Annotated in this window: 16 protein-coding genes; 9 read left to right on the top strand and 7 right to left on the bottom strand. The window is 63.8% G+C overall.

Annotated features, from left to right (window positions below; translation table 11 throughout):
* Nucleotide 1 precedes the first annotated feature (1 nt).
* The 3 genes from ACWW36_RS28900 to ACWW36_RS28890 are packed head-to-tail and all read right to left on the bottom strand — an operon-like array spanning nt 2 to nt 2,873.
* Complete coding sequence (locus ACWW36_RS28900) at nt 2–1,300, bottom strand: amidohydrolase family protein (RefSeq protein WP_456139331.1); 1,299 nt, start codon at nt 1,298–1,300, stop codon at nt 2–4.
* A gap of 2 nt (nt 1,301–1,302) precedes the next feature.
* Nucleotides 1,303–1,728, bottom strand: coding sequence for a Zn-ribbon domain-containing OB-fold protein (locus ACWW36_RS28895; protein WP_456139330.1), 426 nt, complete (start codon nt 1,726–1,728; stop codon nt 1,303–1,305).
* Nucleotides 1,728–2,873 carry an acetyl-CoA acetyltransferase gene (locus tag ACWW36_RS28890; RefSeq protein WP_456139329.1) on the bottom strand — a complete coding sequence of 382 codons (1,146 nt, stop codon included), beginning with the start codon at nt 2,871–2,873 and terminating at the stop codon, nt 1,728–1,730. Before ACWW36_RS28890 ends, ACWW36_RS28895 begins: the two co-directional genes overlap by 1 nt.
* 40 nt (nt 2,874–2,913) lie before the next feature.
* On the opposite strand from ACWW36_RS28890, the gene ACWW36_RS28885 reads away from it, so the two are divergent.
* From ACWW36_RS28885 to ACWW36_RS28870, 4 genes are read left to right on the top strand one after another with little or no spacing between them, the layout of a single operon-like run.
* Entirely contained in the window at nt 2,914–3,726 is an 813-nt protein-coding gene (locus ACWW36_RS28885; protein ID WP_456139328.1) for an HpcH/HpaI aldolase family protein, read from the top strand.
* 26 nt (nt 3,727–3,752) lie between these two features.
* Nucleotides 3,753–4,868 (top strand): TauD/TfdA family dioxygenase, encoded by a 1,116-nt coding sequence (locus tag ACWW36_RS28880; RefSeq protein ID WP_456139327.1) that lies wholly within the window; start codon nt 3,753–3,755, stop codon nt 4,866–4,868.
* Nucleotides 4,868–5,959 carry a hydroxyacid dehydrogenase gene (locus tag ACWW36_RS28875; RefSeq protein WP_456139326.1) on the top strand — a complete coding sequence of 364 codons (1,092 nt, stop codon included), beginning with the start codon at nt 4,868–4,870 and terminating at the stop codon, nt 5,957–5,959. The genes ACWW36_RS28880 and ACWW36_RS28875 overlap by 1 nt, the downstream gene beginning before the upstream one ends.
* Nucleotides 5,956–6,780: an enoyl-CoA hydratase/isomerase family protein gene (locus ACWW36_RS28870; RefSeq protein ID WP_456139325.1), complete on the top strand. Its 825-nt coding sequence runs from the start codon at nt 5,956–5,958 to the stop codon at nt 6,778–6,780. The genes ACWW36_RS28875 and ACWW36_RS28870 overlap by 4 nt, the downstream gene beginning before the upstream one ends.
* Here ACWW36_RS28870 and ACWW36_RS28865 read toward each other — a convergent pair whose 3' ends face one another.
* Nucleotides 6,781–7,968: an amidohydrolase family protein gene (locus ACWW36_RS28865; RefSeq protein WP_456139324.1), complete on the bottom strand. Its 1,188-nt coding sequence runs from the start codon at nt 7,966–7,968 to the stop codon at nt 6,781–6,783.
* A gap of 170 nt (nt 7,969–8,138) precedes the next feature.
* Between ACWW36_RS28865 and ACWW36_RS28860 the strand changes: the two genes are divergently transcribed.
* Nucleotides 8,139–8,942 carry a TetR/AcrR family transcriptional regulator gene (locus tag ACWW36_RS28860; protein ID WP_456139323.1) on the top strand — a complete coding sequence of 268 codons (804 nt, stop codon included), beginning with the start codon at nt 8,139–8,141 and terminating at the stop codon, nt 8,940–8,942.
* Here ACWW36_RS28860 and ACWW36_RS28855 read toward each other — a convergent pair.
* On the bottom strand, nt 8,931–10,091 hold the full coding sequence (locus ACWW36_RS28855) for an acyl-CoA dehydrogenase family protein (protein ID WP_456139322.1): 1,161 nt from the start codon (nt 10,089–10,091) through the stop codon (nt 8,931–8,933). The genes ACWW36_RS28860 and ACWW36_RS28855 overlap by 12 nt on opposite strands.
* A 104-nt stretch (nt 10,092–10,195) precedes the next feature.
* Here ACWW36_RS28855 and ACWW36_RS28850 point away from each other — a divergent pair, with 104 nt between their 5' ends.
* Entirely contained in the window at nt 10,196–11,209 is a 1,014-nt protein-coding gene (locus ACWW36_RS28850) for an acyl-CoA dehydrogenase family protein (protein ID WP_456139321.1), read from the top strand.
* Here ACWW36_RS28850 and ACWW36_RS28845 read toward each other — a convergent pair.
* Nucleotides 11,188–11,601: a PaaI family thioesterase gene (locus tag ACWW36_RS28845; RefSeq protein WP_456142666.1), complete on the bottom strand. Its 414-nt coding sequence runs from the start codon at nt 11,599–11,601 to the stop codon at nt 11,188–11,190. The two genes, ACWW36_RS28850 and ACWW36_RS28845, sit on opposite strands and share 22 nt — an antisense overlap.
* A gap of 17 nt (nt 11,602–11,618) precedes the next feature.
* A complete protein-coding gene (locus ACWW36_RS28840; RefSeq protein WP_456139320.1) occupies nt 11,619–12,527 on the bottom strand; it encodes an enoyl-CoA hydratase in 909 nt (302 codons plus the stop codon).
* Nucleotides 12,528–12,649: 122 nt separating this feature from the next.
* Between ACWW36_RS28840 and ACWW36_RS28835 the strand changes: the two genes are divergently transcribed.
* From ACWW36_RS28835 to ACWW36_RS28825, 3 genes are read left to right on the top strand one after another with little or no spacing between them, the layout of a single operon-like run.
* Nucleotides 12,650–13,735, top strand: a complete 1,086-nt coding sequence (locus ACWW36_RS28835; RefSeq protein ID WP_456142665.1) for an NAD(P)H-dependent amine dehydrogenase family protein — start codon at nt 12,650–12,652, stop codon at nt 13,733–13,735.
* Nucleotides 13,732–14,424 (top strand): nitroreductase family protein, encoded by a 693-nt coding sequence (locus ACWW36_RS28830; protein ID WP_456139319.1) that lies wholly within the window; start codon nt 13,732–13,734, stop codon nt 14,422–14,424. The genes ACWW36_RS28835 and ACWW36_RS28830 overlap by 4 nt, the downstream gene beginning before the upstream one ends.
* A complete protein-coding gene (locus ACWW36_RS28825; RefSeq protein WP_456139318.1) occupies nt 14,358–15,326 on the top strand; it encodes a TIGR03619 family F420-dependent LLM class oxidoreductase in 969 nt (322 codons plus the stop codon). The genes ACWW36_RS28830 and ACWW36_RS28825 overlap by 67 nt, the downstream gene beginning before the upstream one ends.
* Nucleotides 15,327–15,333: the final 7 nt, after the last annotated feature.

Genomic DNA, 15,333 nt, shown 5'->3' with positions numbered 1-15,333 from the left:
TTCAGCTCCCCGTGTTCCTGGTGGCCTTGCTCATCTGGGCTTGCCAGTCCGATGCTCCGCCGCCGCCGTGATCGTGCTTCGACAGAGCCCTGACCGACACGTCGTGGCCTTCGGCCGCCCTGCGCAGCGCACCGACAGTCGCCTGCTCACGGCTGATGTGACTGGTGAACGGGTCCCAGTGGTACCAACGCATCGCGTTCTCGAAGGTCATCTTGTTGACCTCGTTGTCGGGCACGTTGTTTTCCTCTAGCACCTCGTGCAACTGTTCGGGAGCGCCCGGCCACATCGAATCGGAGTGCGGGTAGTCGGCTTCCCAGCAGATGTTGTCGATGCCGATGTCGTTTCGCAATTTGACCCCGACGTGGTCCGAGATGAAGCAGGTCAGGAAGTGGTCGCGAAACACTTCGGAGGGCTTCTGCTTACCAAAGTCCTGACCCGTCCATGTCGAGTGCATCTCGTAGGTGCGGTCGGCGCGCTCGAGGAAGTAAGGGATCCAGCCCGTGCCGCCCTCGGACAGGGCGATCTTGAGATCGGGGTACTTCTTGATCGGCTTGGACCACAACAGATCTGCCGCGGCTTGCACGATGTTCATCGGCTGCAGCGTGATCATCACGTCCATCGGTGCATCCGGGGCAGTGATCGCGAGTCTCCCAGACGACCCGATGTGCACGTTCATCACTGTGTCGGTGTCGACCAACGCCTCCCACACTGGTGTCCAGTAGTCGTCGTGAAAGCTGGGATAGCCGAGTGCGGCGGGGTTCTCGGTGAACGACAGGGCATGCACGCCTCGTTCGGCGTTGCGCCTGATCTCTTTTGCACACAACTCGGCGTCCCAGATGACGGGCAGCGTCATCGGGATGAAGCGAGCCGGGTACGCAGCGCACCACTCGTCGACGTGCCAGTCGTTGTAGGCACGCACCAGGGCAAGGCTGAAGTCGGGATCTTCGGTGACGAACAAGCGGCCTGCGAAGCCGGGGAACGACGGAAAGCAGATCGACCCGAGGATGCCGCCTGCGTTCATGTCCTTGATCCGCTCGTCGACCTGGTAGCAGCCGGGGCGGATCTCATCGAGGCCCTGCGGCTCGAGCCCGTATTCCTCCTTCGGCCTGCCCGCGACGGCGTTGAGCGCGACGTTGGGGATCACCACGTCCCGGAATTGCCAGGTGTCGGATCCGTCGGGGTTGTGCACCAGCCGTGGCGCCTCATCCATGTACTTCGCCGACAGATGGTTGCGAAACATGTCGGGCGGCTCGACGACATGGTCGTCGACACTCACCAGAATCATGTCTTCTTTGTTCATCGTTATTCCTTTCCAACACTGGACGCCGGCCGGAAGACCGGGACGGTGAACCCGTCGTCGTCATCGCGAAATGCGATCGTGAGTTCCATTTCCGCACAGAGGTTTTCGGGCGGACAATCTTCGATCACCGTCATCAGCCGGGGGCCCTCAGCGAGGTCCACCATTGCGACCACATACGGCGTTCGTATGTCGAACGGCGCTGCGTTCTGGTGAACCACGCTCCACGTGTAGAGGGTCGCCCGCCCCGAAGCCGGTGCCTGCGCGACATCTTCACTCCAGCAGTGCGGGCAGAACGGACGCACATACAGCGAGTCTCGTCGACACGCGCCACACTCGTTGATCATCAGTCGTCGGTCCTGAATGGCCTGCCACCATGACTCGCTGTCTGAGTCGACGGTCGGCCGGTCCGGAGCCGCGGGCACGTCCATTACTGCCTCCCGAGGATCATCGTCGCGCTGTGTGTGAAAAACCCGCCCATCGCGTGTACGCAAGCCAGTCGAGCGTTATCGATTTGTCTGGGACCGGATTCCCCCCGGAGCTGTCTCACCGCCTCGACCATCAGGAACATGCCCCGCATACCCGGATGGCACGATGCGAGGCCACCGCCGTCGGTGTTGGTCGGCAACGCGCCGCCAGGGCGCAGCGCACCTGATTCGATGAAGGGGCCGCCTTCCCCCTTTGCGCAGAACCCCAGATCCTCCACGGTGAGCAGCACCGTCGAGGTGAACGAGTCATAGAGCTGGCACACGTCGATGTCGGCGGGGGCGACGCCAGCCTTGGCGAAGGCGCGAGGACCGGACAGGGCGGCAGCGGAGGTGGTGAAGTCGGCCCATTCGCTCATGCTGACGTGAGACGTGGCGTCAGCCGCTCCGAGAATCCAGACGGGCTCTTTGGCGCAGTCCTTCGCCACCCGTTCGCTCGCCAAGACCACCGCCCCCCCGCCGTCGGTCCGCAGACAGACGTGTTTGGAGGTGAAGGGATCGGCCAGCATGGGTGCGGCCGCGACGTCGGCAGCTGTGATTGGGTTACGTTCAAAAGCGTTGTCGTTCATGGCCGCCCATTCGTGGGCTGCGACGGCGACCTCCGCGAGTTGGTCCACCGTGGTGCCGTATTCAATCATGTGGCGCCTGGCCGCCATTGCGTATTTGGCGATGAGCGTCGCACCGTAGGGCGCCTCGAATTGCATGGCGCCGCCGGTGCTCATCGCGGCCGCCGATGCCCGGGTGCGCCGCTTGACGTCGGAGCGAGCCGTCGACCCGTACGTCAGCAACGCCACGTCGATCTCACCGCACGCGATGGCCCCCGCGGCGTGACCAGCCATCACTTCCCAGGACGAGCCGCCGACATTGGTGGCGTCGACCCAGGACGGCCGCAGCCCGAGGTATTCGCTCACTTCGACCGGCGGCAGCAGGTTCCCGTGACCCCCGAAGCCGTCGACGTCGTCCTTCGTCAGACCGGCGTCGGCCATCGCGCGTCGGGAGGATTGAGCCATCAATGCCATGGCGGTCTTGTCGGGCACCCTCCCGCAATCCGAAAGGGCTGCTCCAACGATGGCGACCCGGTTCGCTGGCATACGTAATGGTTACCACATTGATAATGGCGTTAACGAGTTAGTGGAATCCTCGTTCTCATTCGGCTACCGTGATTTCGTGCAGGGATCGCTGCGGGACGCACTACACGGTGACCGCATGGTGCTGTGTCTCGCCCTGATGAACGCACGGACTCCCGATGTCCCCGCGATCGCGGCAGCAGTTGGATACGACGCCGTTTACGTCGATCTAGAACACACCTCCACGTCGTTCGAGACGGCGGCGATGCTATGCGCCAGCGCGGTGGGAGCAGGCATCTCGGGGCTAGTGCGGGTGCCGTCACACGACCCCAGTGTCATCGCCCGCGTCCTCGACAACGGTGCCGTTGGAATCATTGTCCCGCATGTGAATTCGAAGGAAGAAGCTGAGGCCGCCGTGGATGCGGCGCGCTTCCCCCCGATCGGGCATCGGTCGATATCGGGACCCAATGCGGTGAGTGGCTTCGCCCCGCGGCCTGCCGCAGAACTCACCGGCATCCTCGAGCGCGAAACAGTGGTTGCGGTGATGATCGAAACGCCACAAGCAGTGGAGGCGAGCGACGCGATCGCAGCAGTCGAGGGTGTCGACATGATCCTCATCGGGCCGAGCGATCTGACAGCCGAAATGGGCATCCACGGACGGTATGAGAATGAGCATTTCCACCATGCCGTAGAATCGGTCGCAGCGGCTTGTCGTGCACACGGCGTGGCGCTGGGAATAGCCGGTATCAAGTCGGTTGACCTGCTGGAACGCTTCGCAGACCTCGGCCTGCGCTTCATTTCGGCCGGCACGGACGTCGGGATGATGACCGAGGCGGCTACCGCGCGCGCCCACGCGTTGAGGGAGCTCGACAAGTAGTACCGAGCACGACAACAGGAGGACGGATGCCCACCGCGATCTACACCGAACAAGTCACCGATCCCATGGCCTGGACCGGCGCCGACTTCAAGAGCAAGGAAGACTTCACCTTCGACCTGTCGGCCCGCAATGTGGCTGCGCTCGAGTCGATCTTGGTGAAGACCTCCGGCAAGGATCGCGACGACATCACTCCCGACGATGCTCGTCATCCGGACCTCGACGACGACCTGGCGCGGCTGTATCAGGATTTGATGTTCGGCAAGGGACTTGCCTGCGTGCGAGGTTTTCCTGTGGAACAGCATTCGATCGAAGACCTGGAGCGCATCTACTGGGCGTTCTGCACGCATCTCGGTTATCTGGTGTCGAACAACTCATTCGGTCACCGGATGGTGCGCGTGCAGGAGGAGATCCTTCCCGACGGCGTTCAGCCCGCCAGGGGCACGAAGTCCCGCGCCGAACTCGCGATGCACAACGACGCCGCCGACATCCTGTCGCTGCTGTGCGTCTACCCGGCCGCGCAAGGCGGCGAAAGTCAGTTCGCCAGCGGGCCGGCGGCGCACAACCGAATCCTGGCGGAAAGGCCCGACCTCCTCGAGGTGCTGTACCAGGGGTTCCCGCATCACCGACGCAGCGAGCAACCCGACGATCAACCGGACGTGACGCCCTACGATGTGCCGGTGTTCTCACAGATCGACGGCCGCATTTGCATCAACTTCACCTACAGCAGCATCCTGCCCGCCATGAAGACGATCGGCCGTGAGTTCACGCCCGTTCAGGAGGAGGCGATTGAACTGCTGCGCAACGTCCTGGTTGAGCAGCAGGTCGAATTCCGCCTGGAATCGGGTGAGGCGGCCGTGGCGAACAACTTCGCGATGTGCCACTCGCGATCCGACTTCGTCAGCAGCAATGACCCGAAGAAGGCCCGCTGCTTTCTCCGCGCCTGGATGGAGGTTCCTCGCGAGGACCGACGGTTGCCCGTCGGGCGTGAGTATTTCCACATGGAGAACAAGGATCTGCGACTCGGGTACGACATCGTGCCCGGCCGGGACGGGTCGATCGCGCGCAACGACTACAAGAACGTCAACTCCGAACTCGCCGACATGTTCAAGGCGGCGCAGGCGAAGCCCAAACTGAAGAAGTGATGAGCGAAAGCCCGCGTGCGCGACTGGTCTTCGAGCGATGGACCGACCCTGTCGCCGGCGACATTCTCGAGGTGGCCGACGTGGACATCGTCAAGCTCGACTTGACGGCTCCCGACGAACACAGCTGGACGGCATTGGAATCCGCGCACGGATACCAAGTCGCCACGCGCACCGACGTCGCATCCGTCGCGGGGGGAGCGCAGTGGCTGGCGGGTCCTGAGCTTGTGAGGCGATGTGAACAGCTTCTGGCCGTGTGTTCGGCAGGCGCCGGTTACGACGTCATCGACGTCGAAGCGTGCACGCGGGCAGGCATTGCGGTCTGCAACAACTCAGGCCCCGGCGCAGAGGCGGTCGCCGAACACGCTTTGGGATTCATGCTCGATCTGGCCAAGAAGATCACCATCGCCGATCGCGCCCTGCGTACTGGTCCGCTGGGAGATCGCTTGGCGCTGAGAGGAAGTCAACTGCAGGGTAAGACTCTCGGCGTCATCGGACTCGGTGCAATCGGAGGCCGCTTGGTCGAACTGTGTGCACCGTTCGGCATGGAGGTCTTGGCCTTCGACCCGTACCTCGACGAGGTCAGGGCCGATGCTCTCGGGGTGCAGATCGTCACGCTCGCGGAACTCCTCGGGCGTTCGGACTTCGTCCAGGTGACCTGCCCGCTGACAAGCGAGACCGAAGGGCTCATCGGCAGGGAGCAGTTCGAAGCGATGAAGCCGACGGCCTTTTTCATCACGACGGCGCGCGGACCCGTGCACGACGAGGCCGCGCTGTACGACACGCTGGTGCACGGAGGCATCGCAGGTGCTGGTCTCGACGTGTTCCACGAGGAGCCGCCTCGGCCCGACAATCCTCTGCTGCGTCTGGCCAACGTCGTCGCTACACCGCACACCGCGGGGATCACCGTCGAGGCCGCGCGCGACCTCGCCGTCGCCACGGCCACCCAGTGGCAGACGATCTTCGGCGGCGGCATGCCACCGCGTCTGCTGAACCCCGATGTCTGGCCTCGCTATTGCGATAGATTCCAGGACATCTTCGGATTCCGCCCCAGCGCCACAACGGCTTTGGAGAACAGGAGTCACGCCACGTGACGCAATACGAGACGATCGAGGTCGAGGTCAAGGGTCACACCGCGTGTGTGACCCTGAACCGTCCCGAGGTGCTGAACGCGATCAACGACGAGATGATCGCCGAACTGGCAGTGGCCTACGCGGAAATCGAACGTTCCCAGGATATCTGGACGGTCATCATCACCGGCGTGGGCCGCGCCCTGTGCGTCGGGGCGGACGTCAACAAGGCTGCCGACCACGACATGGAGAACGCTGCGGGTATCGACAACCAAGGCGAACCCATCCTCAGCTCGATGCGGCAGTGGGACGCACCGCAGGAGGCCACACCGCCGTGGCTGCAGATGACCAAACCGATCATCTGCGCGGTCAACGGTATTGCGTGCGGAGCGGGAATGGACCTCGTCACGACGGCGGACATCACCATTGCGTCCGAGCGTGCCACGCTGATGGACCCACACGTCAGCATCGGCGTGGCATCAGGGCGCGAGGGCGTCAGGCTCGCCCGCATTCTGCCGTTACCCGTGGCGATGCGGCTGATCCTGATGGGTAAGCACGAACAACTCGACGCGCAGCGCGCCTACGATTTGGGTGTCTTCACCGAAGTGGTGGCCCACGACTCTCTGATGGATCGGGCGTGGGAAATCGCGGAGATCGTGAATTCCAATGCACCTCTTGCTGTCCGGGGATCACGGATGGCCGTGCGCAAGGGCTTGACGCTGCCCATCTACGAGGCCGAGCTTCTCGCCGAGAATTACCGGATGAAGGTCGCCCTGACAAAGGATGCGATCGAAGGCCCGCGCGCCTTCCTGGAGAAGCGCAAGCCGGACTGGAAGGCCCTGTAGCTAGGCCATCCCGAAGAAGTTCTTCGCGTTGGTGGACAGCACTTTTCGCTTGGTCGCCTCGTCGAGGCCTTCGGTCGCCTTGTTAGCGACGTCCATGCTGTGCGGCCAGTTCGTGTCGTTGTGCGGGTAGTCGGTCTCGAACATGAGCTGGTCTTCACCGACGAGATCGAGGATGCGGAACGCGACGGGGTCGCCGAACGTGGAGAACCACACGCGGCCCGGTACTTGGGTGCTCGGTGGCTCTGTCAGCAGCGGGTGAATGCCGCCCCACGCCCGCCGGTCCTCCCAGACTTCGTCGACACGCTGCAGGTAGTAGGGGATCCAGCCGGCTTGCGCCTCGGCGAACGCGACCTTGAGCTTGGGGAACTGCACGAGTTTGGCCGAGAACAGCCAGTCGACCAGAGCGATGGTGCAGTTGACCGCCATCAGCGCGCTGGTGACGACGTGCGGTGAGTCGGGCGAGGACTTGGTCAGCGACGAACTCGACCCGATGTGCAGCATGATCCCCACCTGATTGCGCTCGCAGGCGGCGAAGAACGGGTCCCAATAGCCGCTGTGGATCGACGGCAGGTCGAGGCGGGCGGGCAATTCGGAAAAGCACACCGCGCGCATGCCCTTGGCGGCAACGCGTTCGACTTCTTTCACCGCGAGTTCGACGTTCCAGAGCGGAATGATGCCGAGCGGAATCAAGCGGCCATTGGAGCTGGCACCCCACTCGTCGATCTGGAAGTCGTTGTAGGCCTGGACGCAGAGCAATGCGAGCTCTTTGTCCTTGCCGTACAGGAACCGCTGCCCGCAGAAGCGCACCAGGGTGTTGGGGAAACAGGCCGAGGCCTCGATACCTGCGATGTCCATGTCGGCGAGCCGGTCGGCCGGCCGGTAGCAGCCCGGGCGCATTTCGTCGTAGGTGATCGGGTCGGTGGTGAGCTCGTCGATCTCGTAGCCGGCAGCGGCGCTGATGAGCGGAATCGGGATGACAGCATCCTCGTAATGCCAGATGTCGGCGTCGCGACCGTCCTCGTCGTCGACGAACGCGACATCGGAAGTGACGCTGGGGTCCATGCGTCCACGGTGCCGGACGATCCGCGGGCCGATGTCCCGGTAGCGCTCGGGGAGCCGGCTGGTCCACAGATCGGCGGGCTCCACCAGGTGGTCGTCCGGCGACACGATCAGGATGTCTGCACTCAACGCTGCACTCCTTCGCGAAACTTGGATTCCCGCAAGCGAGAATGGCCGTTTCCAGAGTAGCGCATCGGCCCGTATCGGCGCGCCCGGGTCGCAACCTTGCAATCGACGTCAACATGCGCGTGTAGGTAGGTTGGCCGAGTAGGCGAGGTAACGCGTATTCTCAATGCACCATGACTGCTAAAAAGCGCACCGCACCGGAGCCCAAAACCGGCCTGGAAATCGTCGACGCCGAACTCGAGATGCCGACGAGTTGGCAGGAACGAACGATCGAGCGTCGACTGTCCACCGCCAGAGCGCGCGCGTTGGCCCGCAGCTCGAGATTCCTCGCCACCGCACTCGAGCTGGTCGAAGAGTCCGGACGAGCCGACTTCACGATCCAAACGCTGATCGACCGGTCCAACCTGAGCCTGCGCGCGTTTTATCAACACTTCGCGGGCAAGGAAGAACTCCTGTTGGCGCTGTACGAGAACGCTACGAGTCAGTTTATCGAAGCGATCCGCCATGAGGTTGCCGCAGCCGAGGGGCCGATGGAACAGCTCGAGGCCTTCTGTCGCGGATTCCTATCCCGTGCGGAGTCATCCGAGGCAATCGGTGGGCGAGTCATGACGATTTACAACCTGAGCTTGGAGATCGAGCGGCCCGCCGACTTCGCCAAGATCTGGGAGCCACATCAGAAACTGCTGACGAAGCTTCTCACGGCATGCTCCCGAGCCGGGCTCGTACGCAAGGACTTAACTCCGACGCAGCTCACCACTCTGTTGAACTCGACGTTGATCGCGCTCGCCCAGATCGGGGTCTTCCATCTGGGCGTCAAGGGTGCAGAACTCACCGAGGATCAACTGTGGGCATGGTGCAGGCAGGCGCTGACACCACCGACTGCAGCCAAGGCGAAGGCGACGCCTGCGAAGGCAACGCCTGCAAAAGCGGTGCCGCGACGCACCACGACTCGCAAACCCAAGAAACTAACGGGGTAGGCCGAGGCCGCGCTGGGCGATGATGGACCGCTGCACCTCGCTTGTTCCGGCGTAAATGGTGGTGCCCAACGAGAATCGCATGAGGTGTTCGAAACGACCCTGCTCCGGTGCCGTTGGCTCGAAGTAGCTCCGCGCCGCGTCGGGACCCACCATCTCCATGATGTCCTGGCTGGCGCGCACGAGTGCTTCCGTGCTGAACACCTTGGACATCGGCCCCTCGGCCACGGGGATCTGACCCGCCTCGGTCATCCAGACGCAGCGCCGCAAGAGCAGCTTTGAGACCTCGTCTTCCATTGCGACTCTGGCGATCCTGCGCCGGACGTCGGTCTTGGCCAGCTGCGGTGACCCGTCGTCGGCCATTGTGTTCGCCGCCCACTGCTCGGCGTGGTGCAGCAGCCGCGAAGTATGCGGCCCCCAACCCGACGCATGCTCGTCCTGCAACGACAAGCCCATCACCTGCCAGCCGGCGTCGACATCGCCGATCCGCCACTCATCTGAAATGCGGACGTCGCTGTAGAACGTGATGTTCGTGCGTTCACCCGAAAGCGTCCACACCGCTTGCGCTTCGAACCCGTCGGAGTCCAGTGGGACCAGAAACATGGTGAGTCCCTTGTGCTTGGGCTTGTCGGGACTCGTACGCGCCAGCAGGAATACGTAATCGGCGATGTGACCATTGGTGGTGAACATCTTGGAACCGTTGATCACCCATTGATCGCCGTCGCGTACGGCCCTTGTCGTCGCGGCGGCGACATCCGAGCCGCACTCGGGTTCGGTGAAGCCCAGCGCGATGGTGATGTCGCCTTTCATCGCACCGCCGAGAATGCGGTCCTTCATCTCGGGTGTGCCGACCGCGCGGATGATCGACGCGACCATTCGAGTCGTCTCCGAAAGGTACATGGGCGCGTCCGCCCGCATGAGTTCCTCTCGGAGCACCTGCTCGTCCCATGCATCGCGGTTCTGGCCGCCGAATTCGGTGGGCCAACGCGGGGCGAAATACCCCTCGCTCACCAGTCCCTTCGCGAAGTCGTCGTCATGCGAGACGCCGCTGCGGTAAACCCGTTCCTCCAACTCTGGGGTCAGCACCTTACCGAGATGGTTGCGCACTTCCTCGCGGTAGATCTCAGTGTCGGCGTTGAGCTGAAAGTGCATGAATCAGAACCCATCTGTGTTCCACGCGCCCCGCGGACCGCGTCGGCGGTAATGTTACTCTCAATTGTGAGAGTAACCATATCCGCACGTGATGGGACCAAAGCGTGGACCTGAGCCTTTCCGGCGAACAGCGGCAGCTCGTCGAGTCGTTCGCCGCGATATACGCGCGGGAGTCGACGTCTGAGCGTGTCCGGGCCGCAGAGCCTTCGGGATTCGACCCAAGACTGTGGAAGGCGCTCACCGAAACCGGCGCCGTGGAGATGGCCGTCGACGCGGGTGGCTGGGGTGCCTCCGAGCTCGAACTGAGCTTGATCGCCGAGCAGTTCGGTCGGGCGGTCGCATCGGCACCCGTTATCGAGGCTCAGGTGGCAGCGAGGCTGCTCAGCCGATGCGAAGATGTGGGAGCCGATCTGCTTGGCGGAGCTCTGGCGGGCGACAAGCTGGTCAGCTTCGCGCCACGTGCAGCCCGCGGTGACGTGCTCGCACTCGTCCCCGCCGGAGCAGTGGCGGACGCCGTGGTGGCGTTGGTCGAGGGGCGCCTCATCGTGGTACCACTCGCAGACAACCGCCGGCCCGTGCAGAATCTCGGCTCGCTTCCGCTGGCCGATGTCACCGTCGCTGATGACGTCGTGACTCTCGCCGAAGGCGACGATGCGGGCCGGATGTTCTCCGATGCACTGGATCTGTGGCTCGCTCTCACCGCCGCTGCCCTCGCCGGGGCGGCGAAGAAGGCCGTCGAACTGGGTGTCGAATACGCCAAGCAGCGGCATGCATTCGGAAACCCGATCGGATCCTTTCAAGCCGTCTCGCATCCGTTGGCGGACAGCGCAACTGCGGCCGATGGCGCGCTGCTGTTGGCATTCGAAGCGGCCTGTGCGTTCGTCGACGAACCCGACCGCGTCAAAGAGTTGGCGGCCATGGCCTTCGCGTTCGCATACGAGACCGCGCGCGACGCGACGGAACGCAGTCTGCACATCCACGGCGGCTACGGGTTCGGGATGGAAGGCGACATCCAGCTGTATTACCGCCGGGTCCGCGGCTGGGCCATGGTGTACGGCGAATCGGCGGTCGCGCTCGACCGCGTCGCCGATGCGCGTTACGGCGCCGTCGCGGGCTGAGCCGGATCTCGTTGCGCCATGACGGCAAAGCTCAGCGTGGCGCGCGCGGCGAGTCGGTCTCCAGCCACATCGACGACATCGACGGCGACGACGATCAATCGTTTACCCGCGCGCAGCAGCGTTGCGGTCGCTCGCGCGGGCCCCTCGACCACCGGCGCCAGGAAGTGGATCGACATGTCCGCGGTGCCCGCCCCGGCCCCGCCGGTGTACTTGATCGCCAGCCTGCCTGCCGCCACGTCGATCAGCGTGGCGACGAGGCCGCCCTGCAGAGCGCCGCGGATGTTGACCAAATCTTCTCTGTTGTGCAGATCCAGAATCACAGTGTCATCGGTGTCGACGACGTCGTAGAACGGCAGCTGGCCGAATAGGTGGCCGGGGATTGTCACCTGCATCGGTTGCGGAGCGATCGTCATGCGTCGGAACGCACCTTGTCCTTGACCGACAGGACTATCGGGGGAGCGGTGCGCCAGTTCGGTACACCCTGCTCTTCACCTGCCGTGGCACCCTTGTCGTCGCGCACACCGACCCAGTGCGAGTGATTCAGCTGGTGCAGTGTGAAGCAGGACTGCAGCGCGTTGTAGAAGCCCATGTTGTCGACGGACTGGTTGACGGATTCCTTGATGAGTAGGGCCGCCATCGTCGGGACAGTCGCGATGCGCCTGGCCATCTCCAATGTGCGGTCGGCGAGTTCCTCGCGTTTGAAGATCTTGCTGACCATGCCGAGGCGGTACGCCTCGTCGATGTCGATCGCGTCGCCGGTGAGCATCAGTTCCTTGGTGCGACGTGGCCCGAACTCCCACGGATGACCGAAGTACTCCATGCCGCACATGCCCAGCCGGGTGCCGACGACATCAGCGAAGCGCACTTCTTCGCTTCCGACGATCAGGTCACATGCCCAGATCAGCATGAGCCCCGCCGAGAACACATCGCCGTGCACCTGAGCGATGGTGATTTTGCGCAGGTTGCGCCAGCGCAGGTTGTTCTGGAAGAAGTAGTGCCATTCCTGCAGCATGATCTTCTCGGCGCCTTCACGGGTCCCACCGTTGATCGCCGCCGTCGGATGCTGACCCGGTCCCGGGGTGAACTCGGCTCTTGCCTGCTTGGACCCGATGTCGTGACCCGAAGAGAACATCGGCCCCTCACCTGCAAGGATCACGACGCGCACGGTGTCGTCGGCCTCGGCCCTGGTGAACGCGTCGTCGAGTTCGACCAGCATTCCGCGGTTCTGCGCGTTTCGCTGTTCCGGTCGGTTCAGCGAGATCCGAACGATCTGGCCGTCGTCGAACGACTCCCACTTCAGGAACTCGTAATCGCTCATTGTCTCCTCCGCAGTTCTTCTAATCCGGCAATGGTGTTATCAATTACTGAGAAGCTATGTTCTCACAGGCGGTGGATCAGATGGGAAGGGTGCTCATGACGGATCGCCAACGCAACCCACGGGTGATTTTGTGGGGCCCTGGACAAGTCGGTGTCGGCGCACTGCGAGCAGTGATCGCGCATCCCGGTCTGGACCTGGTGGGCGTCGTGGTGCACGCCGAGAACAAGGACGGCAAGGATGCCGGCGACCTGTGCGGCATGCCCGCGACCGGCATCACCGCGACCCGCGACATCGCGGCCGCTTTGGCAGTTGACGCCGATGTGGTGGCCTACTTCGCGTCGGGCGACTACCGGTATCACGAAGCCGCACAGGACATCGCGCGCTGCCTACGGGCGGGCAAGAACGTGGTGTGCACGTCGCTGGTGCCGATGTGCTACCCACCCGCCGCGGACTCAGAAACCGCCGACCTCATCGCCGCGGCGTGCGCCGAGGGCGGTACCAGCTTCTTCAACAGCGGTGTCGATCCGGGCTGGGCGAATGATGTCATCGCGCTGACGATGACAGGGTTCAGCAGCCGTGTCGACACGATCACGATGCTCGAGATTCTCGACTACGGCCCCATCGATCAGCCCGAGATCATGTTCGACTTCATGGGCTTCGGTCACCCGCCAGACCATCCAGCGCCGCTGTTCGACACCGAGCGCCTCGCCGCCCTGTGGGCGCCCATCGTTCATCTGGTTGCCGACGGAGTCGGGCTGCCACTCGACCGCGTTGACACCACCATCGAGAAGTGGTTGGCCACAGAGCGTTACGAGGTCGCATCCGGTTGGATCGAGCCAGGCACGATGGGCGGGATGCGCTTCAAGCTCGCCGGAATGGTGGACGACGAGGAACGCGTTGTGCTCGAGCACATCACCCGCATGGGCGACAGCGCGGCGCCGGACTGGCCGCGGCATCCGTCGCCGCATGGCGGATACCGCGTTATCGTCGACGGCCTGCCGACCTACACAGTGGACATCGAAATGCACGGCCGCGGAAACAATATGCGGGGCTTGACCTATGCGACCGTCATGCGCGAACTCAACGCGATCCCGGCAGTCATGGCGGCTCCCCCGGGGGTGCTGTCGACTCTCGACCTACCGCTCATCACCGGGCCCGTGCGCGGTGGGCAGTGGCAAGGTGTGCTGCCTCGGTTGGCGAACGCATGAGCCGCCAGGACGTGCCGCGGGTCTCTGATGACCTGTGGACAGTCATGAGCTCGGCCACCGCGGTCCGGCGGTATCGCGACGAGCCCGTGCACGATCAGGTATTGGAGAAGTGCCTGCTGGCGGCGACGTGGGCGCCGTCGGGCGGCAACGGGCAGCCGTGGCGATTCGTGGTGATCCGCAACTCCGAACTTCGGGACGTGATCACCGCTGCGGCCCAGCAGACCTGGGAGGTGATGAAAGACTTCTACCGGTTGCCCACGGTCGCGCACGGTGCTGACGACCCCAAGTCACGCGTCCTTCGCGCGATGGCCGAACACATGAAGGTTGGCGGGGGTGCGCCGGAACTCGTGCTCTTCTGCGTGCAGCCTCAGCGGGGGACCACCGAAATGCAACAGGCCGGTTCAATCTTTCCCGCCGTTCAGAACTTTCTGCTTGCGGCACGCGCACAGGACCTGGGCGCGGCAATCACACTGTGGCACGGCCAATGCGAGCACGAACTGCGCGCATCGATCGGCATCCCCGACGATTGGAAGATTGCGACGCTGGTGACGGTCGGTTGGCCGGTTGGGGGGCATCATCCGGTGTCCCGTAAACCGTTGTCGACAGCCGCGGTGATAGACACATGGGACAACCCCTGGTCGGCGGAGAGGCTGAAACCGTGCGCGCACCCGAACTCTCGCTCTATCTGACGACCTACACCGACGGTCCATCCCATGACTGGCCTGCCACCTTGGAATACGCCCGCGCCATGGACGCCGCGGGAGTGGACCGGGTAGTCGTGTCCGACCACGTGGTGTTCGGGGAGAACTTGGACGCCTACGCCGATCCGACGATCGGTGGACAGGTCGGTGGGCGGCAGCCGACGGGTCCAGATGGAAGCTGGTTGGAGCCTCTGATGGTGCTTACGGCCATCGCCGCCACGACGAACAGGATCAGGCTGGGCACCGCGATCCTGCTCGCCGCACTACGTCGCCCCGCAGTGCTGGCCAAACAACTCGCCACCCTCGACGTGTTGTCGGAGGGTCGAGTCGACCTCGGCGTCGGAGTCGGTTGGCAGCGTGAGGAATACGAAGCCGCCGGCCTGTCATTTGAGAACCGCGGACGACTGCTCGACCACACGATAGAGGTCTGCCAGACGCTGTGGACGCAACGGCGGGCGTCCTACAAATCTGACGAGTTGACGTTCGACGGCATTCACCAAATGCCGAAGCCGGTACAACCCGGTGGCGTGCCGGTGTGGATCAGCGGCACGGTGAACAACGCTGTCGCGCGCCGGATTGCGCGCTTCGGAAGTGGCTGGATCCCGTGGGGGCCGGCGTACGCGGATCTGCCCGGCGCGATCGCAGCGATGCAGGAGAGGGTGCGCGAGTTCGGCGGAGAGCCAAACGATCTGCAGGTGCAGGGCGTTGCGCGGGTGGTGAAACGAGACGACCGATCGATCGACTTCAAGGCGTCGGTTGCCGGCGTCCCGGCGCTCGTCGCTGCCGGGGTGACCGACGTCCGGTTTCCGGCATCGTTATCCGTCGCACCCGACCGGGCGGTGGAGGAGCTTTCGTCACTCGTCGAGGCGTTCCGCGCCGCAACCAGGTAGATGTTTC

The sequence above is a fragment of the Mycobacterium sp. MMS18-G62 genome (genome assembly GCF_053877835.1).
The sequence above is the reverse complement of the archived record's forward strand: the minus strand, read 5'-3'. Positions and strand labels throughout refer to the sequence as shown.